The sequence below is a fragment of the Parvularcula dongshanensis genome (assembly GCF_014199615.1).
Lineage (GTDB): Bacteria > Pseudomonadota > Alphaproteobacteria > Caulobacterales > Parvularculaceae > Parvularcula > Parvularcula dongshanensis.
Map to the genome: position 1 here is coordinate 272,147 of NZ_JACHOB010000002.1, position 23,131 is coordinate 295,277.

Consider the following 23,131-nt stretch of genomic DNA (forward strand, 5'->3'; position numbering starts at 1 on the left):
AGCAGCGCGCTGCCTGCGAATATCGTAACGAAAATGTATACGTGGTGGTCTCTCGTCCATCCCGTAAGGTCTAGACCTCGGTTCCGTAGCGACGTCGTCACGCCACTACCGAGTAACGGACCTGAAACTTCCGACCGAGGTGTCACCGCGCCCACCTATTCAGGCTCTCAACTCAGACCGCTTACGCGCTCAAAGCTAATGGGCACTGAATAGACGAGAAGGCAGCGTCGGAGCTACCGCAGACGCTCAATCGATCGGACTTATCGAACCTTCGATCTTCAACACGCGTCCAGCACGCTGTCGATCTCGGCGCTGACCGCTTCGACGGGCTGCATGCCGTCGATGGTCTTGAGGAGGCCTTGCGCCTCGTAGTGCGGCACGAGCGGCGCCGTCTGTTCTCTGTAGACGCCCTGACGCTTCGCGAAGGTGGCAGGATCGTCGTCGCGCCTCGGCGGCGCGCCGGCGGCCTCGGTCTCGGCGACGCGCTTCGCACGGCGCGCCTCGAGCGCGTCGTGATCGACGTCCAGGAGGAGGACGCAGTCGAGCGACTTGCCCTTCCGCGTCAGCATCTCATCGAGCATCCGCGCCTGCTCGACCGTCCGCGGGAAGCCGTCGAGGAGGAAGCCCCGAGCGCAGTCCGCCATGTCGATCCGTTCGGAGATGATGCCCGCGACGATGTCGTCGGAGACGAGCTCGCCGCGGTCGATGATCGCCTTCGCCTGACGCCCGACGTCGGACCCCGCCGCGATCGCGGCGCGGAGCATGTCGCCCGTCGAGAGCTGCGGGATGTCGCGCCGCGCTGAGATGTAGGCGGCCTGCGTGCCCTTCCCCGCGCCCGGTGGTCCCAGGAAGATGACGATCATCGACGTGCCCCTCTCAGCCGCGACTTCTTGATCAGCGATTCGTACTGCTGCGCCAGAAGGTGTCCCTGGATCTGCTGCACGGTGTCGAGCGTCACCGTCACGACGATGAGCAGCGACGTTCCGCCGAGGTAGACCGGGATCGCGGAGTACTCCATCCGCAGGAACTCGGGCATGAGGCAGACGAAGGCGAGGTAGGCCGCGCCGATCACGGTGAGGCGGGTCAGAACGTAGTCGATGTACTCCGCCGTCCGCGCCCCCGGCCGATAGCCTTGGATGTAGCCGCCGTACTTGCGCAGGTTGTCGGCCGTATCCTCCGGGTTGAACACGATCGAGGTGTACAAGAAGCAGAAGAACACGATGCCCGCACCGTAGATCAGCACGTAGGGCCACGACCCCGGGCTGACCGAGCCCACGACCGTCTGCAGCCAGCCGGGCGCGTCGTTGCCGATGGCACCGGCGGCCGTCGCAGGCAGGAAGAGGAGCGACGAGGCGAAGATCGGCGGGATGACGCCCGACGTGTTCAGCTTCAGAGGAAGGTGCGAGCGCTCGCCCTGCGTCATGCGGTTGCCCTGCTGGCGCCGCGGATACTGCACGAGGAGGCGGCGCTGGCTGCGCTCCATGAAGACGACGAAGGCGACGAGGCTGATCGCGATCGCGACGACGAGGACGACGACGAAGGGCGGCAGCGCCCCTGCCCGCTCCGACGCGAAGAGGCCCGCCGCGGCCCGCGGCAGCTCCGCGATGATGCCCGCGAAGATGATGAGGCTGACGCCGTTTCCGATGCCGCGCGCGGTGATCTGCTCGCCGAGCCAGACTAGGAACATCGTTCCGCCGAGAAGCGTCAGCGTGGTGGTGATCAGGAAGATCGGCCCGGCGTCCGGCACGACCGGCACGCCGTTCTGGGTCTGGCTCGCGACCGTCGTCGCGATGAAGAAGCCCTGAACGAGCGCGAGCGCGACCGTCAGGTAGCGCGTGTACTGGTTGATCTGACGGCGCCCGGCTTCGCCTTCCTTCTTCACCGCCTCCAGCGACGGCACGATCGCAGACAGCATCTGCATGATGATCGACGCCGAGATGTACGGCATGATGTTGAGCGCGAAGATCGCCATCCGCTCGGTCGCGCCGCCCGAGAACAGGTTGAAGGTGCCAAGGAGGCCACCGGTCTGCGTCTGGAAGAGCGAGGCGAAGGCGGCCGGGTTCACGCCGGGAATCGGAATGAACGTCCCGATCCGGTAGACGATCAGCGCGCCCAAGGTGAAGAGAAGACGCTTCCGCAGCTCCTCCGCCTTGGCGAAAGATCCGAAGGACAGGTTTGCAGCGAACTGCTCGGCGGCTGAGGTCATGGCGATCCCGGGGGCGATCTCGGAACGAAAGGTCCGTCAGAGGCGGACTTGGCGGCCGGGCGGACGACACGCAAGGGCGTGCCGTCTCGTAAGGGGCGCCGCCGACCCATCGTGGATCGGCGGCGAGTCGTCTTGGTTTAGGCGTTCTGCTTGTGCGGACCGCGAAGGCGCTGGTGCTTCTCGGGACGCGTGATGGTCACGGAACCGCCCGCCTTCTCGATGGCTTCGCGCGCGCTCTTCGTCGCGTAGGTCACGGTGAGGTCGAGCTTGGCCGTGAGTTCGCCAGAGCCGAGGACGCGAACGCCGTCCATCGCGCGCGGCAGGTAGCCCGCTTCACGAAGCGCCGCTTCATCGATGGTCGTCGTGCCGGCATCGGCCATCGCCTGGAGCTTATCGAGGCTGACCTCGGCGTAGCTCTTCGCGTTGGGCGTAAGGAAGCCGCGCTTCGGCAGACGCATGTGGAGCGGCATCTGACCGCCCTCGAAGCCCTTGATGGCGACGCCGGAGCGGGACTTCTGACCTTTGACGCCTCGGCCGCCGGTCTTGCCACTGCCGGAGCCGATACCGCGGCCGACACGCTTCTTGGGCTTGCGGGCGCCCGCATTGTCACGAAGATCGTTGAGACGCATCGCGTCCTCCTGAATGACTAGCGGCGGCGCCCCATGCGCCGCCTCGCCTGTGCCCTATCGGGCGACGTTCGGTTGGGGCCGGCTTACTCGCCGACCACCTGAACCATGTGCGCGACCTTCCGGATCATGCCGCGCACAGCGGGCGTGTCCTCGAGTTCGCGGATGCGGCCGATCTTGCCGAGGCCGAGCCCTTTGAGGGTCGCGGCTTGGTCCTTCGGGCGGCGGATCGGCGACCCGGTCTGACGGACGGTGATCTTGTCAGCCATGACTACCCTCACGCAGCGTCGGCGGCGGATGCGTCGGTCAGGACCTCGGCGCGCCGGTTGATGATGTCGGAGACCTTGAGGCCGCGCTTGGCAGCGATGGCTCGCGGGTTCGACTGGTTGGTCAGCGCGTCCACGGTCGCGCGAACCATGTTGTAGGGGTTCGACGTGCCCACGGACTTCGCAACGACGTCCTGAACGCCCAGCATCTCGAAGACGGCCCGCATCGGACCGCCGGCGATGACGCCGGTACCCGGAGGCGCCGTGCGAAGGACGACCCGGCCCGCGCCGTGACGCCCTTGGGCGTCATGGTGCAACGTGCGCCCGTCACGAAGCGGCACGCGGATCATGTTGCGCTTCGCTTCCTGGCTCGCCTTGCGGATCGCCTCCGGCACTTCGCGCGCCTTGCCCTTGCCGTAGCCGACACGGCCCTTCTGATCGCCGACGACGACGAGCGCGGCGAAACCGAAGTTCTTGCCGCCCTTCACCGTCTTGGAGACGCGGTTAATCGCGACGAGGCGGTCCTGAAACTCGTCCCGCTCCTCTTCGCGCCGACCGCGCCCGCGGCCACCCGATCTCGGTTCTCTTGCCATGGTTGCAGCCCTCAGAACTTCAGGCCGCCCTCACGGGCGGCGTCCGCCAGGGCTTTCACCCGGCCATGATAGATGTAACCGCCACGGTCGAAGACGACCTCTTCAACGCCCGCGGACTTGGCCCGCTCGGCGAGGAGAGTGCCCACTTTCGCGGCGGCGTCGGTGGTCGAGCCCTTGCCGTCCTCGCGGAAGTCCTTCTCCAGCGACGAGGCCGAGGCGAGCGTGCGCCCCTGAGCGTCGTCGATCAGCTGCGCCGAGATGTTCTTCGACGAGCGGAAGACGGAGAGGCGGACCTTGCCGCCGGACTTGCGCGCGAGCGCCGACCGGGTACGGCCGGCCCGGCGGGCTCTCTTTTGAATGTTGGTCAGTGCCATAAGCGTTCGCAGAAGGTGTAGGACCGCGCCCCAAGGGGCAGCGGGCTTACTTCTTCTTGCCCTCCTTCCGGAAGATGTACTCGTTCTCGTACTTGACGCCCTTGCCTTTGTAGGGCTCCGGCGGACGGAAGCCGCGGATCTTAGCGGCGGTCTGACCGACGACCTGCTTGTCCGAGCCCGTGATCTCGATCTCGGTCGGCCGCGGCACGTTGATCGACACGCCTTCGGGCGGCGTGAAGAGAACGTCGTGACTGAAGCCGAGCGCCAAGGAGAGGTCCTTGCCCTTCATCTGGGCACGGTAGCCAACGCCGACGAGTTCGAGCTTGCGCGTGAAGCCGTTCGAGACGCCCTCGAAGGTGTTCGCGACCATGGTGCGGGACATACCCCACATGGACCGCGCTTCCTTGGACTTGTTGATCGGCGTGATCTTCACGCCGCCATCGCCCATCTCGGCCGTGCAAAGCTCGTTCACGACGAACTCGGCGGTCCCCTTCGGGCCCTTCGCCTTGACCGTCTGTCCCTCGACGCTTGCGGTCACGCCGCTCGGTACGGGAACTGGTCTTTTTCCGATCCGGCTCATCAGTACACCTCGCAGAGGACTTCGCCGCCGACATTGTGCTCGCGCGCGGCGGCGTCGGACATGACACCCTTCGGCGTAGACAAGATCGAGATGCCGAGGCCGTTGCGAACCGGCGAGATGTCCTTGATCGACGTGTAGACCCGGCGACCGGGCTTCGACACGCGCTTCATGAACTGAATGACCGGCTGACCGTCGAAGTATTTCAGCTCGATCTCGAAGTCGCGCTTGTTGTTCGCGTGCTCCACCTTCGTGTAGCCGCGGATGTAGCCTTCGGCCTCGAGCACGTCGAGGACGCGCCCGCGCAGCTTCGACGCAGGGGTCGTGGTCTTGGACATACCGCGCAGCTGAGCGTTGCGGATGCGGGTCAGCATATCGCCGACGGGATCGTTGATCGCCATTCTCGCCTCCTTACCAGCTCGACTTCACGAGGCCTGGGATCTTGCCCAGCGAGCCGAGCTCGCGCAGCGCGATCCGAGACATCTTCAGCTTGCGGTAGTAGCCGCGGGGCCGACCCGACACGAGGCAGCGGTTGCGGATGCGCGTCGGGGACGAGTTGCGCGGAAGCTCGGCGAGCTTCATCGCCGCCCGGAACTTCTCCTCGGGGCTCGTCGACTCGTCGCGCATCTGCGCCTTCAGCGCATCGCGCTTGCCGGCGTAGCGCGAAGCCAGCTTCCGCCGCTTCACGTCACGCTCGATCATGGACTTCTTTGCCATATCTTCTGTCTTCTCTCCTACGGCTGGTTTCCGAGCCTGCCGGACCTGGCCTTAGCTGTCGCGCCGCCTACTGACGGAACGGGAAGTTGAACGCCTTGAGAAGCGCGCGCGCTTCTTCGTCATTGGTCGCGGTCGTGGCGACGATGATGTCCATCCCGCGCTGACCCTCGACCTTGTCGTAGTCGATCTCCGGGAACACGATGTGCTCCTTCAGGCCCATCGCGAAGTTGCCGCGGCCATCGAAGCTCTTCGCGTTGAGACCACGAAAGTCCCGCACGCGGGGCAACGCGATCGTCGTCAGGCGATCGATGAACTCGTACATGCGGTCGCCGCGCAGCGTCACCTTGACGCCGAGCGCCATCTCTTCACGCACCTTGAAGCCGGCGATCGACTTCTTGGCGGTCGTGATGACCGGCTTCTGACCGGCGATGGCCTGCATCTCCTGGAAGGCTTGGTCGACGACCTTACGGTCGTTCACCGCATCGCCCACGCCCATGTTCAGGACGATCTTGGAGATCTTCGGCACCTGCATCGGGTTCTGGTAGCCGAACTGCTCCTGCATCTGTCCGCGGATCCTGTCCCGGTAGAGCCGGCGCAGCCGCGGCGTGTAGGTGTCCGCTTCGGACCGTTCGAGCGTCTCAGACATCGAGGACCTCCCCGGTGCGCTTGGCGATCCGGACTTTCTTGCCGTCGCGGACCTCGAAGCCGACGCGGGTCGGCTTGCCGTCCTTCGGGTCTTTGAGCGCGACGTTGGACAGGTGGATGGACGCCTCGCGCTCGACGATGCCGCCGGCGGAGCTCTGCGAGGGGCGGGTGTGCCGTTTGATGCGGTTCACGCCCTGAACGACGCAGCGGTCCTCCTTAGGAAGCACGCGCAGGACCTGACCTTCGGCCCCGCGGTCCTTGCCAGCGAGAACGACGACCGTATCGCCCTTCTTGATCTTCGCGGCCATGGTTACAGCACCTCCGGAGCGAGGCTGACGATCTTCATGTGGCCCGACCGGCGAAGCTCGCGCGTCACGGGGCCGAAGATCCGGGTGCCGACCGGCTCCTTGTTGTTGTTGATGATGACGGCGGCGTTGCGATCGAAGCGGATCACGGAGCCATCGCGCCGCTTGATGTCCTTGGCGGTGCGGACGACCACGGCCTTCATGACCTGGCCCTTCTTGACGCGGCCGCGCGGCAGCGCCTCCTTGACGGACACCACGATGATGTCGCCGACCGACGCGTATTTGCGTTTGGCGCCGCCGAGCACCTTGATGCACTGAACGCGCTTGGCGCCAGAGTTGTCGGCGACGTCCAGATTGGTCTGCATCTGGATCATGCTTGCCTCCTTGGCCCACTTGGGACCCGGTTAGGATGTGAACGCGTGGGCGCCACGCAGACGCGACGCCCGAATGACTTTACGCTTCGGCCGTAGCTTCCGCCGACTGGTCGGTGATGACTTCCCAGCGCTTCAGCTTCGACTTCGGCGGGCATTCGCGGATCTGAACCACGTCGCCCACCTTGTATTGGTTGGCCTCGTCATGGGCGTGATAGCGTTTGGAACGCCGCACGACCTTCTTGAGGAGCGGGTGCGAATAGGCCCGATCGATGCGGACCACAACCGTCTTGTTCCCCTTATCGGAGACGACGGGACCTTGAAGGATACGCTTGGGCATCAGGCGGACTCTTGAGTTGTGGCGGCGTCGGCCTTGCGCTGAGTCTGGACCGTCTTGATCCGCGCGATGTCCTTGCGGACCTCGCGGACGCGTCCGGTCTTCTCCAGCTGGCCCGAGGCCTTCTGGAAGCGGAGATTGAACTGCTCGCGCTTGAGTTCAAGGAGGCGCGTTGAGAGTTCGTCGTCGGTCATGCCGCGGACGTCTTCGGACTTCATGGCTTACTCCCCGATCCGCTTGACGATACGCGTCTTCACCGGGAGCTTCGCCGCCCCGAGCGTCAGCGCTTCGCGCGCCACGTTCTCGGGCACGCCGTCGATCTCGAACATGATCCGGCCCGGCGCGACGCGCGCGGCCCAGTACTCAACCGAACCCTTACCCTTACCCATCCGGACTTCGGTCGGCTTCTTGGTGACCGGCACGTCGGGGAAGATGCGGATCCATACCCGGCCAGCCCGCTTCATGTGGCGGGTAATGGCACGGCGGGTCGCCTCGATCTGGCGGGCCGTGATCCTTTCGGGCTCCATCGCCTTGAGGCCGAAGGAGCCGAAGTTGAGATCGGTCCCGCCCTTGGCGGTCCCCTTGATCCGGCCCTTGTGCTGCTTGCGGAACTTGGTCCGCTTCGGCTGCATCATGGTGGCAGTTCCTTGACTGTCGCTCCGGTTTCGGGGGAGGCGCCCTCCCCCGACCTGAAGCGGTTAAACTCTAGCTATCGCGCCGAGGACGACGGTCCCTGTCGCGATCGCGGTCCCGGCCCGACGGCGCACCCGTCTGGTTTTCCATCAGGCGGCGCTCATGGGCAGAAGGGTCGTGCTCGAGGATCTCGCCCTTGAAGATCCAGACCTTGATCCCGATCGCACCATAGGTCGTACGCGCCGTCGCGGTGCCGTAGTCGATATCCGCACGAAGCGTGTGAAGCGGCACGCGCCCCTCACGGTACCACTCCATCCGCGCGATCTCGGCACCGCCGAGGCGGCCCGAACAGTTCACCCGGATACCGAGCGCACCCATGCGCATCGCGGTCTGCATGGCCCGCTTCATCGCGCGGCGGAAGCTCGCGCGGCGCTCGAGCTGCTGAGCGATGTTCTCGGCGACGAGCGTCGCGTCGGTCTCAGGCTTGCGGATCTCGACGATGTTGAGGACCGTCTCGGAGGACGACATCTCCGACAGCTTCTGGCGAAGCTTCTCGATGTCGGCGCCCTTCTTACCGATCACCACGCCCGGACGGGCCGAGTAGATGGTGACACGGCACTTCTTGTGAGGCCGCTCGATGACGATCTTGGAGACGCCGGCGTTCTTCAGGTTGTCGAGCAGATACTGGCGGATCTTGAGGTCCTCGTGGAGGAGGTCCCCATAGGCGGCCTTGCTCGCGTACCAGCGGCTGTCCCAAGTGCGGTTGATCCCGAGGCGCAGGCCGATCGGGTTTACCTTCTGACCCATTATGCGGCCTCCTCTTGCTCGCGGACCACGATCGTGATCTCGGCGAACGGCTTCAGGATCTTGCCCATGCGACCACGCGCACGCGGCTTATAGCGCTTCATGACCAGGTTCTTGCCGACGAAGGCCTGGTCGACGACCAGGGCGTCGATGTCCAGGTCGTGGTTGTTCTCGGCGTTCGCGATCGCGCTCTCGAGGACCTTCTTGACGTCCTTAGCGATCCGCTTGCGGCTGAACTCGAGCTCGTTGAGCGCGCGCTCGACGGACTTGCCGCGAATGGACTGCGCCACGAGGTTCAGCTTCTGCGGGCTCGCGCGCAGCATGCGCGCCTTCGCCATGGCCGAGTCGTCCGTAAGGCGACGGGGGTTTGCGGACTGTCCCATTACCGCCTCTTCGCCTTCTTGTCGGCCCCATGGCCGTAATAGGTCCGGCTCGGCGAGAACTCGCCCAGCTTGTGACCGACCATGTCCTCGGTGACGTGCACGGGAATGAACTTCTGGCCGTTATAGACGTTGAAGGTCAGCCCGACGAACTGCGGAAGGATGGTGCTGCGACGGGACCAAGTCTTGATCCCGCCCTTGTGCCCACCGCCGGACGCATCCTCTGCCTTCTTAAGCAGGTAGCGATCGACGAAGGGACCTTTCCAGACTGAGCGTGGCATAGAGGGTTTCCCTTAAGTCCTACTGGCCCTTCCGCTTCGCGTGGCGCGAGCGGATGATCAGGCGGTCGGTCGATTTGTTCGAGCGGGTGCGTTTGCCTTTGGTCGGCTTGCCCCACGGCGTGACGGGGTGGCGGCCACCTGAGGTACGGCCTTCACCGCCACCATGAGGGTGATCGACCGGGTTCATCGCGACGCCGCGGACGGACGGACGCTTGCCCATGTGGCGCTTGCGGCCAGCCGAGCCGATGTTCGTGTTCGCGTGGTCCGGGTTCGACACCGCGCCGATCGTCGCGCGGCATAGACCGTGTACGAGGCGGACCTCACCGGACTTCAGACGGATCTGCGCATAGTCGCCGTCCCGACCGACGAGCTGCACGTAGGTGCCCGCCGAACGCGCGATCTGACCGCCCTTGCCGGGCTTCATCTCGACGTTGTGCACGATCGTGCCGACGGGGACGTTGGCGAGCGGCATGGCGTTGCCGGGCTTGATGTCCGCCCGGTCGGCCGAGACCACCTTGTCGCCGACGGCGAGCCGCTGCGGCGCGAGGATGTAGCTCTTCTTGCCGTCGCCATAGGCCACGAGCGCGATGAACGCCGAACGGTTCGGGTCGTATTCGAGCCGTTCGACCGTCGCGATCGCATCGAAGCGGTCACGCTTGAAGTCTACTACGCGGTAGAGCTTCTTCGCGCCGCCGCCGATACGGCGTGCGGTGATCCGGCCCTTGTTGTTGCGCCCGCCTGACTTGGTCAGACCTTCGGTCAGCTGCTTCTCGGGACGGCCCTTGTAGAGCTCGCTCCGGTCCACGGTGACGAGCTGGCGCCGCGAGGGACTGGTCGGGTTGTAAGTCTTCAGTGCCATGGTCTCAAAGCCCCGTCGTCACGTCGAGCGACTGGCCGTCCTCGAGCGTCACGATCGCCTTCTTGACGTCGGAACGCGTGTAGGGACGACCGCGGAAGCGCTTGTTCTTGCCCTTGGAGCGAAGCGTGTTCACGCCCGCCACCTTCACGCCGAACAGCGCCTCGACGGCTTCCTTGATTTGCGGCTTCGTCGCATCGAGCCGCACGCGGAAGACGTGCTGATTGTTCTCGGCTGCGATCGTCGCCTTCTCGGTGATCACCGGGGAGACGAGCGTATCGTAGTGCCGTTCCTTCGGATCGCGCTTGGTCTCGCTCATGATGCCAGCCTCGCTTCCAGGGCCTCAGCGGCCGACTTCGTCAGGATCAGCTTCTCGCGGCGCAGGATGTCGTAGACGTTGGCGCCGACGACCGGCAGCACGTCCACGTCCTTCAGGTTCCGTGCAGCGCGGGCGAAGCCCTCGTTCACGGTCGCGTCCACGAAGAGCGCGTTCTTAAGGCCGAGCCCCGTCAGCTTCTCCGCCAGCGCCTTCGTCTTCGCGCCGTCGAAGCTCAGATCGTCGATGACGATCAGCTCGGCCGCGTTGGCCTTGGCGCTGAGCGCGTGGCGCAGCGCGAGGGCACGGACCTTCTTGGGCAGCGCGATCGCATGGCTACGCGGACGCGGACCGTGGGCGACGCCGCCGCCCCGGAACTGCGGCGCCTTCTTGTTGCCGTGACGGGCGCCGCCGGAACCCTTCTGGCGGACGAACTTCTTCGTCGTACCGGCGATCTCGCCGCGTTCCTTGGTCTTGTGCGTGCCCTGCTGACGCTTGGCGAGCTGCCAAGTCACACAGCGGTGGAGGATGTCACGGCGGGGCTCGAGGCCGAAGACGGCGTCGTTCAGCTCCACCGTGCCGGCCTTGCCGGCATCCAGGGTGAGAACGTCGATCTGCATTATTCCTTGCCTCCGCCGGCATCGGCGTTGCCGCCGGCTCCATCCGTCTCGGCGCCGTCGGCCGATCCGGCCTCTTTCGCCTCAGGGGTTTCGCCCTGGCTACCTTGGTTCGGGCTCGCTGCGCTCTGCTCGGCTCCGCCCTCGGCTTTCGCTTCGGACTCGGACGGGATCGGCGCGTCGAAGGATCCGACCGGCGTCTTGTCGCCCGCTTCGGCCATCGTGCTCTCGGGCTCTTCGACCTCGGGCTCCTCGCCCTTCAGGGCAAACGCCCCGGGCAGCGGCGCGTCTTCGGGCAGCGGCTTCTTGATGGCGTCCTTGATCATGACCCAGCCGCCTTTGGAGCCGGGAACGGCGCCTTTAACGAGGATCAGACCGCGCGCCACGTCGGTGCGGACGACTTCCAGGTTCTGGGTCGTGACGCGGACGTCGCCCATGTGCCCGGCCATCTTCTTGCCCTTGAAGACCTTGCCGGGGTCCTGGCACTGTCCGGTAGAGCCGTGCGAGCGGTGGCTGATGGACACGCCGTGTGAAGCCCGAAGGCCGCCGAAGTTGTGTCGCTTCATGCCGCCCGCGAAGCCCTTACCGACCGAGGTGCCGACGACGTCGACGCGTTGGCCGGGAACGAAGTGATCCGCCGTCAGGGTCGCGCCGATCTCGATCAGCGCGTCTTCGGGCACGCGGAACTCGGCGAGCTTCCGTTTCGGCTCGACGCCGGCCTTCGCAAAGTGGCCGCGCATCGGCTTCGACGTACGGGAGACCTTCGCCGTGCCCGCGCCGAGTTGCAGCGCGATGTAGCCGTCGCGCTCGACCGTGCGGTGCGCGGTGACCTGGCAGCCCTCGAGGCTGACGACCGTGCAGGGCACGTGCGTGCCCTCGGCCGTGTAGAGCCGGGTCATACCGAGCTTCTTGCCGATGATGCCCGTCCGCTTTTGAGACTGCGCCGGCATGGGTTGGGGGTTGTGCGCCATCGCTCTTACGCCCCCAGCTTGATCTCGACGTCGACCCCTGCGGACAGATCGAGCTTCATCAGCGCGTCGATCGTCTGCGGTGTCGGCTGCACGATGTCGAGGACGCGCTTATGCGTGCGCATCTCGAACTGCTCGCGGGACTTCTTGTTGACGTGCGGGGATCGCAAGACGGTGTAGCGGTCGATATGGGTCGGCAGCGGGATGGGGCCGCGCACCTGCGCGCCGGTCCGCTTGGCCGTGTTGACGATCTCAACCGCGGAGCTGTCGAGCACGCGGTGATCGAACGCCTTGAGGCGTATCCGAATGTTCTGTTGCATCTAAGGCGTCCAGTTTGGGCTCATGCACCGCCCCGAAGCGCTCGGGGGCCAGAGGAGCCGGGTGAAAAAGAGCGGGCCGCGTTGCGCGCGGCCCGCCCGGAAGTCAAGCCCGAAGGCTTACTTGGTGATCGACGAGACGATCCCGGCGCCGACGGTCCGGCCGCCTTCACGGATGGCGAAGCGCAGGCGCTCTTCCATCGCGATCGGCACGATCAGCTCGACGTTCAGGTTCACGTTGTCGCCCGGCATGACCATCTCGGTGCCTTCGGGCAGCGTGACGATGCCGGTCACGTCCGTCGTACGGAAGTAGAACTGCGGACGGTAGTTGTTGAAGAACGGAGTGTGACGACCGCCCTCTTCCTTCGTTAGGATGTACGCCTCGGCGACGAAGGCCGTGTGCGGGGTGACCGAGCCCGGCTTCGCCAGGACCTGCCCACGCTCCACGCCTTCGCGGTCGATACCGCGCAGCAGAACGCCGACATTGTCGCCCGCTTGGCCACGGTCGAGCAGCTTGCGGAACATCTCGACGCCCGTGCAGGTCGTCTTTTTCGTGTCGCGGATGCCGACGATCTCGAGTTCGTCGCCGACGTTGACGACGCCGCGCTCGACGCGGCCCGTGACCACCGTACCCCGACCGGAGATCGAGAAGACGTCCTCGATCGGCATCAGGAAGGTCTGGTCGATGGGACGCTCGGGCGTCGGGATGTACTCATCCACGGCCGCCATCAGCTCCTTGACCTTCTCTTCGCCGATCTCGGGATCGCGACCCTCAAGCGCCGCGAGCGCCGAGCCCGCGACGATCGGGATGTCGTCGCCCGGGAACTCGTAGGACGAGAGGAGCTCGCGCACCTCCATCTCGACGAGCTCGAGGAGCTCTTCGTCGTCGACCTGGTCAACTTTGTTCAAGAACACGACGAGCGCCGGAACGCCGACCTGACGGGCGAGCAGGATGTGCTCACGCGTTTGGGGCATCGGGCCGTCGGCCGCGTTCACCACCAGGATCGCACCGTCCATCTGCGCCGCGCCCGTGATCATGTTCTTCACGTAGTCGGCGTGGCCGGGGCAGTCGACGTGCGCGTAGTGGCGCGCATCGGTCTCGTACTCGACGTGAGCCGTCGAGATGGTGATGCCGCGCTCGCGCTCTTCGGGCGCCGCGTCGATCTGATCGTATGCCTTGAAGTCACCGAAGTACTTCGTGATCGCCGCGGTCAGCGTGGTCTTGCCGTGGTCGACGTGACCGATCGTGCCGATGTTGGCGTGCGGCTTGGTCCGCTCGAACTTTGCCTTTGCCATTCGTCTCTCCGTAGTCTGACGAGTTGGTACCGATGAAACTGGAAGGCTTAGCCCGCCAGCTTCGCTTTCACTTCTTCCGCGACCGCGTTGGGCACGCGCTCGTAGTGGTCGAACTGCATGGTGTACTGCGCCCGGCCTTGGGTGGCGGACCGCAGGTTGTTCACGTAGCCGAACATGTTGGCAAGCGGCACCATGGCGTTCACCACGGTCGCGTTGCCACGCACTTCCTGGCCTTGGATCTGGCCCCGGCGGGAGTTGAGGTCGCCGATGACCGTGCCAGTGTACTCGTCGGGCGTGACCACCTCGACCTTCATCACTGGCTCGAGAAGGGCAAGGCCCAGCTCGGACTTGTGCTCGCGCAGCGCGCCGCGCGCGGCGATTTCGAAGGCGAGGACGCTCGAGTCGACGTCGTGATAGGCGCCGTCATAGAGGTTCACCTTGAAGTCGAGCAGCGGGAAGCCGACCAGGAGACCCGCCTCGCGGACCGAGTTGATCCCCTTCTCGACGCCTGGGATGTATTCCTTCGGAATGTTCCCGCCGACGATGTTGTTCTCGAAGCTGTAGCCCTCGCCCGCCTCGACCGGCTCGACCTTCATCTTGACGCGCGCGAACTGGCCGGTGCCACCGGTCTGCTTCTTGTGCGTGTAGTCGATGTCGACCGTCTTGGTGATCGTCTCGCGATAGGCGACCTGCGGCGCGCCGATGTTCGCCTCGACCTTGAACTCCCGCTTCATGCGGTCGACCAGGATGTCGAGGTGAAGCTCGCCCATGCCCTTGATGATGGTCTGGCCGGACTCTTCGTCCGTCGACACGCGGAAGGACGGATCCTCGGCCGCGAGCCGCTGAAGCGCGATGCCCATCTTTTCTTGGTCGGCCTTCGTCTTCGGCTCGACCGCGAGGCTGATGACGGGCTCGGGGAACTCCATCCGCTCGAGGATGACCGGCTTGGTCGGCACGCTGAGCGTGTCGCCGGTCGTCGTGTCCTTGAGGCCCGCGATGGCGACGATGTCGCCGGCATAGGCGTTCTGGATCTCTTCTTGCTGGTTGGAGTGCATCAGCAGCATGCGGCCGACGCGTTCCTTCTTGCCCTTCACCGTGTTCAGCAGCGTCGCCCCCCGCTCCAGGTGACCGGAGTAGACGCGGCAGAAGGTGAGCGTGCCCACGAAGGGGTCGTTCATGATCTTGAAGGCGAGCATGGACAGCGGCTCTTCGTCCGACGCCTTTCGCTTCACTTCTTCTTCCGTGTCCGGGACGATCCCCTTAATGGCGGGCACGTCGACCGGGCTCGGCAGGAAGTCGATGACCGCGTCGAGCAGAGGCTGAACGCCCTTGTTCTTGAACGCCGTGCCGAGGAGCACCGGGTGGAAGTCGACCGCGATCGTGCCCTTACGGATGAGCGCGCGGATCGTGTCGTTGTCCGGCTCGTCGCCTTCGAGGTAGGCTTCCATCGCCGCCTCGTCGAGCTCGACGATCGTCTCGATCATCTTCTCACGGTACTCGGCGGCTTTGTCCTTGAGATCGTCCGGGATCTCGACGCGGTCGAAGGACGCGCCAAGGTCGTCGTCGTGCCAGATAATGGCGTCCATCTCGATGAGGTCGACGACACCTTTGAAGTCCGACTCCATGCCGATCGGCAGCTGCAGGACGACGGTCTTGCAGCCCAGGCGGTCGTGGATCGAGTCGACGGACTCGTAGAAGTCCGCGCCGATCTTATCCATCTTGTTGACGAAGAACATCCGAGGGACGTGGTACTTGTCGCCCTGGCGCCAGACGGTCTCGGTCTGCGGCTCGACGCCGGCATTGCCGTCGAGGAGCGCGACCGCGCCGTCGAGCACGCGAAGGGAACGCTCGACCTCGATCGTGAAGTCGACGTGGCCAGGCGTGTCGATGATGTTCAAGCGGCGCAGCTCGCCGTCGCGACCCTTCCAGAAGGTCGTCGTCGCAGCCGAGGTGATCGTGATCCCCCGCTCCTGCTCCTGCTCCATCCAATCCATCGTCGCGGCGCCGTCGTGGACTTCGCCGATCTTGTAGGACTTGCCGGTGTAGTAGAGAATCCGCTCGGTCGTCGTCGTCTTGCCCGCGTCGATGTGGGCCATGATGCCGAAGTTGCGGTAGTCCTCGATCTTGTAGTCGCGGGCCATGATGGGTCCTTCAGAGCGCTGCCGCCGGCCCTGTAGGGCCGGGAGCGCTTCGGTTCAAATTACCAACGGTAATGCGAGAACGCACGGTTGGCCTCGGCCATCTTATGCGTGTCCTCGCGCTTCTTGACGGCGGTGCCGCGGTTCTGCGCGGCGTCCATGATCTCACCCGACAGTCGGTCGACCATGGTGGTCTCATTGCGCTTACGCGCCGCCGCGATCAGCCAGCGCATGGCGAGCGCGCTCTTGCGGTCCGGGCGAACCTCGACGGGAACCTGATAGGTCGCACCGCCGACACGCCGCGAGCGAACCTCGACGGCGGGCGTGACGTTCTCGAGCGCCTCGTGGAACAGGTCCACCGGCGGGCGCTTCATGCGCTGCTCGATACGGTCCATCGCACCGTAGACGATCTTCTCCGCGGCCGATTTCTTCCCGTCCAGCATGACGTAGTTCATGAACTTGGAAACGGTCGTGTCGTGAAACTTCGGATCCGGGTGGATCGTGCGTTTCTCTGCGCGCCTGCGTCGTGACATGGGCTTCTAATCCTCGATCTTTAGCGCTGACGCTTACTTGGGCCGCTTGGCGCCGTACTTCGAACGGCGCTGCTTGCGGTCCTTGACGCCCTGGGTGTCCAGCACGCCGCGCAGAATGTGATAGCGAACGCCGGGAAGGTCCTTCACCCGGCCGCCACGGATCAGGACCACCGAGTGCTCCTGAAGGTTGTGACCTTCGCCTGGAATGTAGCTGATGACCTCGTAGCCGTTCGTCAAGCGCACCTTGGCGACCTTACGCAGCGCCGAGTTCGGCTTCTTCGGAGTCGTCGTGTAGACGCGCGTGCAAACGCCCCGCTTCTGCGGGTTGCCCTGCAGGTGCGGAACCTTGTTGATCTTCCGCTTCGGCTTGCGCGGCTTGCGGATCAGCTGTTGAATCGTCGGCATCCGGGTCCCGTGTCTGGTTCCGTTCAAAATCTTCCCTGCCGGAGCTGCGAGGCGCCGCGGGCTACATCATCGCGTTTAGGCGCGTCTCCGAAGCCTTCGGAACGCGCCGGCGATCTATGCCACCCATGTCGTCTTGCCCGGGGTTGTTTCGAACTGAGCTTCGAGGAAGCTTCGTCGACAGCGCCCCATCCGGCGTGAGCGCGGCCCATACGCGCGCGAGCGGCGTCCGTCAACACTTCGGCAGGGGACGAAAGCGATGCGACGCCCCGGGGCGGCCCTTACTTCAGAAGCTTGATATTGATCGCTTCGATCCGGTCCATGAGCCGGGCGTGGTTCGGCAGCCGCAAGCGGCGAGCGACGTGCTCGGCCGTCCAAAGCGGCAGACCGTACCGATCGATCGCGAACCGCTGCCTTCCGATCTTGCTCTCCAGCCCGAGTTGAAGCGCGCGTAGCGGACTCGGCTTCAAGGTCGTCTTGCGATCGTAGCGCTCGTCGTCCGGGATCTCGCGCAGACGCCAGTTGATCTCGGCCGCCTCTTGGGGGCTCAGTTCGTTCTGCCAGGTCTTGATGCGGTTCGCCTTGGGCGCGCTGTACGTGCTCGATCCCGGCGGCGTCAGCACCGCCTCGTGGAAGGGAAGATCGACCTTCTGTAGCACGCTACGAAGCGCCGATTCGGGGGCCGAGGTCAGGTCCTCGAAGGTGAGTTCGGCGTAAGTTCCGTTCCCCGCGTCGAGATGCGACTTCGCCTTCTGCCAGTCCTGCTCCGCCTGCAGCCATACGCCGACGCCGTGATAGGCGTTCCCCGCCCAACCCATGCGCATAGAGGACAGCGCGACGTCACGCGGATCTCGGACGAGGTGGACGAAGCGTGCGTTCGGGAAGGCGTGCGCGGCGATGTCGAAATGGCGGTGGAGCGTCAGCAGCAGGAGGCCGTCCTGCGGCATCTCCTGCGCCAGGACCGCTTCCATCATCTGCCGGATCGGTCCCGGGCCCGGGGGTGTGACGCCTTGCAACTTCGTACTGCGTGCCGTGGCGAGGTTGTGGGCGAAGGCAGCCTGCTCGTCGGGTGTCCCGCCCGTCCGCAGCGCTTGCGGCGAGATACCATCGAAGAGGAAGTCGCTCTCCCCCCGCCCCAGTAGCTGCGGGTGCTGGCCAAGCATTAAACGCAGGAGCGTCGTGCCGGAGCGTAGAGCACCGCAAAGGATGAGGAGGCGGGGGCCGTAGTCGGGGGTCATCGCTTTGTCCTACTTGTACTCGACGATCGTGCGGCGCCCCATCGCCGTTTCCCAGAGGCACCGCGCCGCGCCGAACGTCTCCGCAACGTTGGAAAGCATCAAGAAGGCTGCGTAGCGGGGCGGCTTGGGAACACGGCCGGAGAAGCGCTTGGCCAGGCGCAGCCACTTCGCGGCGTAGAGGGCGACGACGAGGAGCGCCACGGGCCAAAACCCGACCGCCAAGGCGAGAAGCGCCAAGATCGGGAGCCCCGCCCCCCAAACGATCGTTCGCGCCAACTCCTTGACGTAGTGGCCTTCGCGCCAGTGCATCAGCGCGCCGAGCGTCCAGGCGTAGCCCGCTCTGACGGCGTGCCGCCACCAGGGGCCGAAGCTGTAGATAGCGGCGTCGTGGAGCGTCATCTCCGCGTCGAGCCTGTGGACCCTACCCCCCGCCCGACGGAGGCGCAGGCACAGTTCGGGCTCCTCACCCGCGATGACGTTGGGATCGAAGCCGCCGGCCGCCGAGAAGGCCGCCGCGCGGTAGAGCGCATCGCCGCCGACGGCGTCCGCCTCTCCGACGGGCGTATCCCACTCGAGGTCGCAGAGCGTGTTGTACCAACTCGATTCGGGCCGAACCTCACGCCTTCGTCCCGCGACGGCGACCGTATCGGCATGGTCGGCTAGAAATCGGGTCGCGTGGGGGAGCCAACCGGGCTGGAGGACAGTGTCGCCATCGAGGAACTGTACCGCGTCGACCTTCGCCTCCCGCGCCAGCAGGGCGAAACCCTCGTTACGCGCGCGACCGGCGCTGAACGGTCGGCTCATGTCGAGCGAATGGACGAAGAGCCCCGCCCTGCGCGCCGCTTCGACCGACTCGTCGGTCGACCCTGAATCGACGTAGACGGCAGGAAGGCGTGGCGGAAGAGAGGCTAGACACCGCACGAGGCGCTCGCCCTCGTTCCGTCCGATGACGACGACGCCGATGCGCAGCGATAGCGCGCCGCCGCCCTGCCCCTCTACCGGTTCCGCGTTCGTCATGACCCCTCGAAATGCAAGGACCCCGCCGAAGCGGGGTCCCCTGCTCTTAGCTTAACCTCTCGCAGCGCCCTACTCGGCCGCTGCGGATCCTTCGTCCTCCGGCAGGTCGAAGGTGACGCTCTCCGGAGCCGGCAGCGCCGCCGCCTCGCGCGCTTCGCGCTCGGCGATGAGTTGCTGATCGCGGCGGTCCGCCTCGATCTGGTGCTTGGCCATCTGGCCACCCGTGCCCGCCGGGATCAGGCGCCCGACGATGACGTTCTCTTTGAGGCCGTCCAGCGTGTCGATCTTGCCGTTGACGGCGGCGTCGGTCAGCACGCGGGTCGTCTCCTGGAACGACGCGGCCGAGATGAAGCTGCGCGTCTGGAGCGAGGCCTTGGTGATGCCGAGGAGGATCGGACGGGCCTCGGCCGGGGTCTTGCCCTCGGCCTCAATCCGTTCGTTCTCCTCGTCGAACTCGACCTTGTCGACCTGCTCGTCCTTGAGGAACGAGCTCTCGCCGGGATCGGTCACCTCGACCTTCTGCAGCATCTGGCGAACGATCACCTCGATGTGCTTGTCGTTGATCGGCACGCCTTGGAGTCGGTAGACCTCCTGGATCTCGTTGATCAGGTAGTTCGCCAGCTCCTCGATGCCGAGCACGTCGAGGATGTCGTGCGGGGCCGGGTTGCCGTCGAGCAGGTACTCGCCCTTGGCGATGAAGTCCCCTTCCTGCACCGCGATGTGCTTGCCCTTCGGCACGAGGTACTCGGCCGCGGGCTGGTCCTCGTCCACGGGGACGATCGAGATCCGGCGCTTGTTCTTATAGTCGCGCCCGAACTCTACCCGGCCGTCGATCTCCGCGATGATGGCGTGGTCCTTCGGACGGCGCGCTTCGAACAGCTCCGCCACGCGCGGCAGACCGCCCGTGATGTCGCGCGTCTTGGCGCCTTCCGTCGGGATACGCGCCAGCACGTCGCCTGCGGAGACGTCCGCACCGTCCTCGACCGACAAGATCGCCTCGACGGGCAGGAGGTAGCGAAGCTCGCCGCCCTGCTCGCCCTTGGCCAGCTCGCCGTCCTCGCCCCGAATGCCGATGGCGGGCTTGAGGTCCGACCCGCGCGGGTTCGAACGCCAGTCCTGAACGACCTTGGACGAAAGACCCGTCGCCTCGTCGGCCACGTTCGAGAAGCTGACGCCCTCGACGAGGTCCTCGTAGGAGATCTTGCCCGCCGCCTCGGTGAGGATCGGCAGGGTGTAGGGGTCCCAGTCCGCGAGGCGCTGGCCGCGCGCGACCTCGGTGCCGTCGTCCACCCGCAGCTTGGTGCCGTAGGTGACCTTGAAGCTGGCGAGGTCGGAGCCGTCCTTGTCGACGATCTTCACGAGCGTGTTGCGACCCATGACGACGAGGTCGCCGGAGCTGTCGCGAACGACGTTCCGGTTCTCGAGCTTGATCGTGCCGGGGTGCGTCGCCTCGATGAGGGAGACGTCGCCCACCTGCGCGGTGCCGCCGACGTGGAAGGTCCGCATGGTGAGCTGCGTGCCCGGCTCGCCGATCGACTGCGCTGCGATGACGCCGACCGCTTCGCCGATGTTGACGGGCTCGCCGCGAGCGAGGTCGCGGCCGTAGCAAGTCGCGCAGACGCCGATCTTGGTCTCGCAGGTGAGCGGGCTGCGCACCTTGACCTTCTGGATGCCGGCCATCTCGATCGCTTCGGCCGTCGGCTCGTCGAGCTGCGTACCGGCCTTGGCCATGACGTCGCCCGAGTCCGGGTGCGTCACGTCCTCAAGCACGGTGCGCCCGAGGATGCGTTCCGCCAGGGGCAGCACGATCTCGCCCGAATCGACCACCGCCTCGTGGGTGATGCCCTTATCGGTGCCGCAATCGGTCTCCTTGACGATGCAGTCCTGCGCCACGTCGACGAGGCGACGCGTCAGGTAGCCCGAGTTCGCCGTCTTGAGCGCCGTGTCCGCGAGGCCCTTCCGCGCACCGTGGGTCGAGTTGAAGTACTCGAGCACGGTGAGGCCTTCCTTGAAGTTCGAGACGATCGGCGTCTCGATGATCTCGCCGGAGGGCTTGGCCATCAGGCCGCGCATGGCGGCGAGCTGGCGCATCTGGGTGGGCGAACCACGGGCGCCCGAGTGGCTCATCATGTAGACCGAGTTCGGCTCCAACGTCCGGCCCGATTCGGGGTCGAACTTGGTGCGGCTGATCTCGCCCATCATCTCGTCGGCGATCCGGTCCGTACACTTGGCCCAGGCGTCGACGACCTTGTTGTACTTCTCGCCGCGCGTGATGAGGCCGTCGGCGTATTGCTGCTCGTACTCGGAGGCCAGCGCACGGGTCTCCTCGACGATCCCCGCCTTCGTGTCGGGAATGACCATGTCGTCCTTGCCGAAGGAGATGCCGGCGCGCGCGGCTTCCTTGAAGCCGAGCTGCATCACCTGGTCGGCGAAGATGACGGTCTTCTTCTGACCGCAGTGACGATAGACCGTGTCGATCAGGCCCTGGATCGTCTTCTTGGTCAGGAGCTGGTTCACGGCCTGGAAGGGCACGTTGTGGTCCTTCGGCAGAACGCCCGCGACCTTCATGCGGCCAGGGGTGGTCTCGACGAGCTCCTTCGTCTCGTTGCCGTCCTTGTCGACCGAGCGCCAGATCGCCTTGATCTTGGAGTGCAGGCTCACCGCGCCCGACTCGAGCGCGTGCTCGATCTCGTCGAGGCCGGTGAAGACCATGCCGTTGCCGGGCTCACCCTCCTTCTCGAGCGTGATGTAGTAGAGGCCGAGGACGATGTCCTGGCTCGGCACGATGATCGGCTTGCCGTTGGCCGGGCTGAGGATGTTGTTGGTCGACATCATCAACACGCGGGCCTCGAGCTGCGCTTCTAGCGACAGCGGCACGTGAACGGCCATCTGGTCACCGTCGAAGTCGGCGTTGAACGCCGTGCAGACGAGCGGGTGCAGCTGGATCGCCTTGCCCTCGATCAGCTTGGGCTCGAAGGCCTGGATGCCGAGGCGGTGAAGCGTCGGGGCGCGGTTGAGGAGCACGGGGTGCTCCCGGATCACCTCGTCCAGGATGTCCCAGACCTCGGGGCGTTCCTTCTCGACGAGCTTCTTCGCCTGCTTGACGGTCGCGCTGAGGCCCTTCGCGTCGAGGCGCGAGTAGATGAAGGGCTTGAAGAGCTCGAGCGCCATCTTCTTCGGCAGGCCGCACTCGTGCAGCTTGAGCTCCGGCCCGACCACGATGACCGAACGGCCGGAGTAGTCGACCCGCTTGCCGAGCAGGTTCTGACGGAACCGGCCCTGCTTGCCCTTCAGCATGTCGGAGAGCGACTTCAGCGGGCGCTTGTTCGTGCCCGTGATGACGCGGCCGCGGCGGCCATTGTCGAACAGCGCGTCGACCGACTCCTGCAGCATGCGCTTCTCGTTGCGCACGATGATGTCGGGCGCGCGCAGCTCGATCAGGCGCTTCAGGCGGTTGTTGCGGTTGATGACCCGGCGGTAGAGGTCGTTGAGGTCGGAGGTCGCGAAGCGACCGCCGTCGAGCGGCACCAGCGGACGAAGCTCCGGCGGGATGACCGGGATCACCGTCATGATCATCCACTCGGGCTTGTTGCCCGAGGTCATGAAGGCCTCGATCAGCTTCAGGCGCTTGGCGAGCTTCTTGGGCTTGAGCTCGGAGGTCGACTCCTTGATCTCGACGCGCAGCTGCTCGGTGACCGCGTCGAGGTCCATGTTGGCCAGGATGTCGCGGATCGCCTCGGCGCCGATACCGGCGGTGAAGCTGTCGTCGCCGTACTGCTCCTGCGCCTCGATGTACTCTTCTTCGCTCAGCAGCTGGAACTGCTCGAGCGCCGTCAGGCCCGGCTCAACGACGATGTAGTTCTCGAAGTAGAGGACCCGCTCGACGTCCTTCAGCGTCATGTCGAGGAACATGGCGATGCGCGACGGCAGCGACTTCAGGAACCAGATGTGCGCGACCGGGGAAGCCAGCTCGATGTGGCCCATGCGCTCGCGGCGCACCTTGGACAGGGTCACCTCGACGCCGCACTTCTCGCAGACGACGCCCTTGTACTTCATGCGCTTGTACTTGCCGCACAGGCACTCGTAGTCCTTCACGGGACCGAAGATCCGCGCGCAGAACAGGCCGTCCCGCTCCGGCTTGAAGGTGCGGTAGTTGATCGTTTCGGGCTTCTTGATCTCCCCGAACGACCAGGAAAGGATCTTCTCGGGCGAGGCCAGGGAGATGCGGATCTGGTTGAACGTCTGCGGCTGGGCCAGCGGATTGAAGACGTTCGCGAGTTCCTGAGACATGGGGTGTCCTTTCAGGGCGGTGCGGAAC

The 23,131-nt window shown here is 65.5% G+C and carries 30 protein-coding genes; all 30 read right to left on the minus strand.

Features of this window, described 5'->3' with window-relative positions:
* Nucleotides 1-278: 278 nt before the first annotated feature.
* On the minus strand, nt 279-863 hold the full coding sequence (locus tag GGQ59_RS07005) for an adenylate kinase (protein ID WP_183817068.1): 585 nt from the start codon (nt 861-863) through the stop codon (nt 279-281).
* The gene (gene secY / locus GGQ59_RS07010; RefSeq protein WP_183817069.1) at nt 860-2,206 is read right to left on the minus strand and encodes a preprotein translocase subunit SecY; all 1,347 of its coding nucleotides are present in this window, start codon (nt 2,204-2,206) and stop codon (nt 860-862) included. Before secY ends, GGQ59_RS07005 begins: the two co-directional genes overlap by 4 nt.
* Nucleotides 2,207-2,343: 137 nt before the next feature.
* Nucleotides 2,344-2,835 (minus strand): 50S ribosomal protein L15, encoded by a 492-nt coding sequence (rplO, locus tag GGQ59_RS07015; protein ID WP_183817070.1) that lies wholly within the window; start codon nt 2,833-2,835, stop codon nt 2,344-2,346.
* A gap of 83 nt (nt 2,836-2,918) precedes the next feature.
* Nucleotides 2,919-3,101 carry a 50S ribosomal protein L30 gene (rpmD, locus tag GGQ59_RS07020; RefSeq protein ID WP_183817071.1) on the minus strand — a complete coding sequence of 61 codons (183 nt, stop codon included), beginning with the start codon at nt 3,099-3,101 and terminating at the stop codon, nt 2,919-2,921.
* An 8-nt stretch (nt 3,102-3,109) separates the two neighbouring features.
* Nucleotides 3,110-3,691 (minus strand): 30S ribosomal protein S5, encoded by a 582-nt coding sequence (gene rpsE, locus GGQ59_RS07025; protein WP_183817072.1) that lies wholly within the window; start codon nt 3,689-3,691, stop codon nt 3,110-3,112.
* Between the two features lie 11 nt (nt 3,692-3,702).
* Nucleotides 3,703-4,065 carry a 50S ribosomal protein L18 gene (gene rplR / locus GGQ59_RS07030; protein ID WP_183817073.1) on the minus strand — a complete coding sequence of 121 codons (363 nt, stop codon included), beginning with the start codon at nt 4,063-4,065 and terminating at the stop codon, nt 3,703-3,705.
* Nucleotides 4,066-4,111: 46 nt separating this feature from the next.
* Nucleotides 4,112-4,645: a 50S ribosomal protein L6 gene (gene rplF / locus GGQ59_RS07035; protein ID WP_183817074.1), complete on the minus strand. Its 534-nt coding sequence runs from the start codon at nt 4,643-4,645 to the stop codon at nt 4,112-4,114.
* The gene (gene rpsH / locus GGQ59_RS07040) at nt 4,645-5,043 is read right to left on the minus strand and encodes a 30S ribosomal protein S8 (RefSeq protein WP_183817075.1); all 399 of its coding nucleotides are present in this window, start codon (nt 5,041-5,043) and stop codon (nt 4,645-4,647) included. The genes rplF and rpsH overlap by 1 nt, the downstream gene beginning before the upstream one ends.
* Before the next feature lie 10 nt (nt 5,044-5,053).
* The gene (gene rpsN / locus GGQ59_RS07045; RefSeq protein WP_183817076.1) at nt 5,054-5,359 is read right to left on the minus strand and encodes a 30S ribosomal protein S14; all 306 of its coding nucleotides are present in this window, start codon (nt 5,357-5,359) and stop codon (nt 5,054-5,056) included.
* A gap of 67 nt (nt 5,360-5,426) precedes the next feature.
* Nucleotides 5,427-6,005: a 50S ribosomal protein L5 gene (gene rplE, locus GGQ59_RS07050; RefSeq protein ID WP_183817077.1), complete on the minus strand. Its 579-nt coding sequence runs from the start codon at nt 6,003-6,005 to the stop codon at nt 5,427-5,429.
* The gene (gene rplX, locus GGQ59_RS07055; protein WP_183817078.1) at nt 5,998-6,312 is read right to left on the minus strand and encodes a 50S ribosomal protein L24; all 315 of its coding nucleotides are present in this window, start codon (nt 6,310-6,312) and stop codon (nt 5,998-6,000) included. The genes rplE and rplX overlap by 8 nt, the downstream gene beginning before the upstream one ends.
* Nucleotides 6,313-6,314: 2 nt before the next feature.
* Nucleotides 6,315-6,683 carry a 50S ribosomal protein L14 gene (gene rplN / locus GGQ59_RS07060; RefSeq protein WP_183817079.1) on the minus strand — a complete coding sequence of 123 codons (369 nt, stop codon included), beginning with the start codon at nt 6,681-6,683 and terminating at the stop codon, nt 6,315-6,317.
* A 79-nt stretch (nt 6,684-6,762) separates the two neighbouring features.
* Nucleotides 6,763-7,020 carry a 30S ribosomal protein S17 gene (rpsQ, locus tag GGQ59_RS07065; protein WP_183817080.1) on the minus strand — a complete coding sequence of 86 codons (258 nt, stop codon included), beginning with the start codon at nt 7,018-7,020 and terminating at the stop codon, nt 6,763-6,765.
* Nucleotides 7,020-7,235: a 50S ribosomal protein L29 gene (gene rpmC / locus GGQ59_RS07070; protein ID WP_183817081.1), complete on the minus strand. Its 216-nt coding sequence runs from the start codon at nt 7,233-7,235 to the stop codon at nt 7,020-7,022. Before rpmC ends, rpsQ begins: the two co-directional genes overlap by 1 nt.
* A gap of 3 nt (nt 7,236-7,238) precedes the next feature.
* The gene (rplP, locus tag GGQ59_RS07075; RefSeq protein ID WP_183817082.1) at nt 7,239-7,652 is read right to left on the minus strand and encodes a 50S ribosomal protein L16; all 414 of its coding nucleotides are present in this window, start codon (nt 7,650-7,652) and stop codon (nt 7,239-7,241) included.
* A gap of 70 nt (nt 7,653-7,722) precedes the next feature.
* Complete coding sequence (gene rpsC, locus GGQ59_RS07080) at nt 7,723-8,457, minus strand: 30S ribosomal protein S3 (protein ID WP_183817083.1); 735 nt, start codon at nt 8,455-8,457, stop codon at nt 7,723-7,725.
* On the minus strand, nt 8,457-8,837 hold the full coding sequence (gene rplV, locus GGQ59_RS07085) for a 50S ribosomal protein L22 (protein ID WP_183817084.1): 381 nt from the start codon (nt 8,835-8,837) through the stop codon (nt 8,457-8,459). The genes rpsC and rplV overlap by 1 nt, the downstream gene beginning before the upstream one ends.
* Complete coding sequence (rpsS, locus tag GGQ59_RS07090; protein WP_183817085.1) at nt 8,837-9,115, minus strand: 30S ribosomal protein S19; 279 nt, start codon at nt 9,113-9,115, stop codon at nt 8,837-8,839. The genes rplV and rpsS overlap by 1 nt, the downstream gene beginning before the upstream one ends.
* A 19-nt stretch (nt 9,116-9,134) precedes the next feature.
* Nucleotides 9,135-9,974 carry a 50S ribosomal protein L2 gene (gene rplB / locus GGQ59_RS07095; RefSeq protein ID WP_183817086.1) on the minus strand — a complete coding sequence of 280 codons (840 nt, stop codon included), beginning with the start codon at nt 9,972-9,974 and terminating at the stop codon, nt 9,135-9,137.
* 4 nt (nt 9,975-9,978) lie between these two features.
* Nucleotides 9,979-10,290 carry a 50S ribosomal protein L23 gene (locus GGQ59_RS07100; RefSeq protein WP_183817087.1) on the minus strand — a complete coding sequence of 104 codons (312 nt, stop codon included), beginning with the start codon at nt 10,288-10,290 and terminating at the stop codon, nt 9,979-9,981.
* Entirely contained in the window at nt 10,287-10,907 is a 621-nt protein-coding gene (gene rplD, locus GGQ59_RS07105; protein WP_183817088.1) for a 50S ribosomal protein L4, read from the minus strand. Before rplD ends, GGQ59_RS07100 begins: the two co-directional genes overlap by 4 nt.
* Complete coding sequence (gene rplC, locus GGQ59_RS07110) at nt 10,907-11,875, minus strand: 50S ribosomal protein L3 (RefSeq protein WP_343074287.1); 969 nt, start codon at nt 11,873-11,875, stop codon at nt 10,907-10,909. Before rplC ends, rplD begins: the two co-directional genes overlap by 1 nt.
* Before the next feature lie 5 nt (nt 11,876-11,880).
* Complete coding sequence (gene rpsJ, locus GGQ59_RS07115; RefSeq protein ID WP_183817089.1) at nt 11,881-12,192, minus strand: 30S ribosomal protein S10; 312 nt, start codon at nt 12,190-12,192, stop codon at nt 11,881-11,883.
* Nucleotides 12,193-12,309: 117 nt separating this feature from the next.
* Nucleotides 12,310-13,485: an elongation factor Tu gene (gene tuf / locus GGQ59_RS07120; RefSeq protein ID WP_183817090.1), complete on the minus strand. Its 1,176-nt coding sequence runs from the start codon at nt 13,483-13,485 to the stop codon at nt 12,310-12,312.
* A 47-nt stretch (nt 13,486-13,532) separates the two neighbouring features.
* Nucleotides 13,533-15,626: an elongation factor G gene (fusA, locus tag GGQ59_RS07125; protein WP_183817091.1), complete on the minus strand. Its 2,094-nt coding sequence runs from the start codon at nt 15,624-15,626 to the stop codon at nt 13,533-13,535.
* A gap of 59 nt (nt 15,627-15,685) precedes the next feature.
* Nucleotides 15,686-16,156 carry a 30S ribosomal protein S7 gene (gene rpsG, locus GGQ59_RS07130; protein WP_183817092.1) on the minus strand — a complete coding sequence of 157 codons (471 nt, stop codon included), beginning with the start codon at nt 16,154-16,156 and terminating at the stop codon, nt 15,686-15,688.
* A gap of 33 nt (nt 16,157-16,189) precedes the next feature.
* The gene (gene rpsL, locus GGQ59_RS07135) at nt 16,190-16,561 is read right to left on the minus strand and encodes a 30S ribosomal protein S12 (RefSeq protein WP_183817093.1); all 372 of its coding nucleotides are present in this window, start codon (nt 16,559-16,561) and stop codon (nt 16,190-16,192) included.
* 278 nt (nt 16,562-16,839) lie between these two features.
* Entirely contained in the window at nt 16,840-17,796 is a 957-nt protein-coding gene (locus GGQ59_RS07140; protein ID WP_183817094.1) for a sulfotransferase family protein, read from the minus strand.
* A 9-nt stretch (nt 17,797-17,805) separates the two neighbouring features.
* The gene (locus tag GGQ59_RS07145; protein ID WP_183817095.1) at nt 17,806-18,813 is read right to left on the minus strand and encodes a glycosyltransferase family 2 protein; all 1,008 of its coding nucleotides are present in this window, start codon (nt 18,811-18,813) and stop codon (nt 17,806-17,808) included.
* A gap of 69 nt (nt 18,814-18,882) precedes the next feature.
* Nucleotides 18,883-23,103: a DNA-directed RNA polymerase subunit beta' gene (gene rpoC, locus GGQ59_RS07150; RefSeq protein ID WP_183817096.1), complete on the minus strand. Its 4,221-nt coding sequence runs from the start codon at nt 23,101-23,103 to the stop codon at nt 18,883-18,885.
* Between the last annotated feature and the right edge of the window lie 28 nt (nt 23,104-23,131).

Excerpts from the sequence above, each read along its gene's own strand:
- rpoC (WP_183817096.1), bottom strand. The coding sequence starts at position 23,103 with ATGTCTCAGGAACTCGCGAACGTCTTCAATCCGCTGGCCCAGCCGCAG.
- rplC (WP_343074287.1), bottom strand. The coding sequence starts at position 11,875 with ATGGCGCACAACCCCCAACCCATGCCGGCGCAGTCTCAAAAGCGGACG.
- rpsL (WP_183817093.1), bottom strand. The coding sequence starts at position 16,561 with ATGCCGACGATTCAACAGCTGATCCGCAAGCCGCGCAAGCCGAAGCGG.
- rplB (WP_183817086.1), bottom strand. The coding sequence starts at position 9,974 with ATGGCACTGAAGACTTACAACCCGACCAGTCCCTCGCGGCGCCAGCTC.
- GGQ59_RS07100 (WP_183817087.1), bottom strand. The coding sequence starts at position 10,290 with ATGAGCGAGACCAAGCGCGATCCGAAGGAACGGCACTACGATACGCTC.
- rplP (WP_183817082.1), bottom strand. The coding sequence starts at position 7,652 with ATGATGCAGCCGAAGCGGACCAAGTTCCGCAAGCAGCACAAGGGCCGG.
- fusA (WP_183817091.1), bottom strand. The coding sequence starts at position 15,626 with ATGGCCCGCGACTACAAGATCGAGGACTACCGCAACTTCGGCATCATG.
- rpsH (WP_183817075.1), bottom strand. The coding sequence starts at position 5,043 with ATGGCGATCAACGATCCCGTCGGCGATATGCTGACCCGCATCCGCAAC.
- rpsG (WP_183817092.1), bottom strand. The coding sequence starts at position 16,156 with ATGTCACGACGCAGGCGCGCAGAGAAACGCACGATCCACCCGGATCCG.
- rplN (WP_183817079.1), bottom strand. The coding sequence starts at position 6,683 with ATGATCCAGATGCAGACCAATCTGGACGTCGCCGACAACTCTGGCGCC.
- rpmD (WP_183817071.1), bottom strand. The coding sequence starts at position 3,101 with ATGGCTGACAAGATCACCGTCCGTCAGACCGGGTCGCCGATCCGCCGC.
- rplE (WP_183817077.1), bottom strand. The coding sequence starts at position 6,005 with ATGTCTGAGACGCTCGAACGGTCCGAAGCGGACACCTACACGCCGCGG.
- rpsE (WP_183817072.1), bottom strand. The coding sequence starts at position 3,691 with ATGGCAAGAGAACCGAGATCGGGTGGCCGCGGGCGCGGTCGGCGCGAA.
- rpsN (WP_183817076.1), bottom strand. The coding sequence starts at position 5,359 with ATGGCAAAGAAGTCCATGATCGAGCGTGACGTGAAGCGGCGGAAGCTG.
- rpsJ (WP_183817089.1), bottom strand. The coding sequence starts at position 12,192 with ATGCAACAGAACATTCGGATACGCCTCAAGGCGTTCGATCACCGCGTG.
- rpmC (WP_183817081.1), bottom strand. The coding sequence starts at position 7,235 with ATGAAGTCCGAAGACGTCCGCGGCATGACCGACGACGAACTCTCAACG.
- rplF (WP_183817074.1), bottom strand. The coding sequence starts at position 4,645 with ATGAGCCGGATCGGAAAAAGACCAGTTCCCGTACCGAGCGGCGTGACC.
- rplD (WP_183817088.1), bottom strand. The coding sequence starts at position 10,907 with ATGCAGATCGACGTTCTCACCCTGGATGCCGGCAAGGCCGGCACGGTG.
- rpsS (WP_183817085.1), bottom strand. The coding sequence starts at position 9,115 with ATGCCACGCTCAGTCTGGAAAGGTCCCTTCGTCGATCGCTACCTGCTT.
- rplX (WP_183817078.1), bottom strand. The coding sequence starts at position 6,312 with ATGGCCGCGAAGATCAAGAAGGGCGATACGGTCGTCGTTCTCGCTGGC.
- tuf (WP_183817090.1), bottom strand. The coding sequence starts at position 13,485 with ATGGCAAAGGCAAAGTTCGAGCGGACCAAGCCGCACGCCAACATCGGC.
- rplV (WP_183817084.1), bottom strand. The coding sequence starts at position 8,837 with ATGGGACAGTCCGCAAACCCCCGTCGCCTTACGGACGACTCGGCCATG.
- secY (WP_183817069.1), bottom strand. The coding sequence starts at position 2,206 with ATGACCTCAGCCGCCGAGCAGTTCGCTGCAAACCTGTCCTTCGGATCT.
- rpsC (WP_183817083.1), bottom strand. The coding sequence starts at position 8,457 with ATGGGTCAGAAGGTAAACCCGATCGGCCTGCGCCTCGGGATCAACCGC.
- GGQ59_RS07145 (WP_183817095.1), bottom strand. The coding sequence starts at position 18,813 with ATGACGAACGCGGAACCGGTAGAGGGGCAGGGCGGCGGCGCGCTATCG.
- rpsQ (WP_183817080.1), bottom strand. The coding sequence starts at position 7,020 with ATGCCCAAGCGTATCCTTCAAGGTCCCGTCGTCTCCGATAAGGGGAAC.
- rplR (WP_183817073.1), bottom strand. The coding sequence starts at position 4,065 with ATGGCACTGACCAACATTCAAAAGAGAGCCCGCCGGGCCGGCCGTACC.
- GGQ59_RS07005 (WP_183817068.1), bottom strand. The coding sequence starts at position 863 with ATGATCGTCATCTTCCTGGGACCACCGGGCGCGGGGAAGGGCACGCAG.
- GGQ59_RS07140 (WP_183817094.1), bottom strand. The coding sequence starts at position 17,796 with ATGACCCCCGACTACGGCCCCCGCCTCCTCATCCTTTGCGGTGCTCTA.
- rplO (WP_183817070.1), bottom strand. The coding sequence starts at position 2,835 with ATGCGTCTCAACGATCTTCGTGACAATGCGGGCGCCCGCAAGCCCAAG.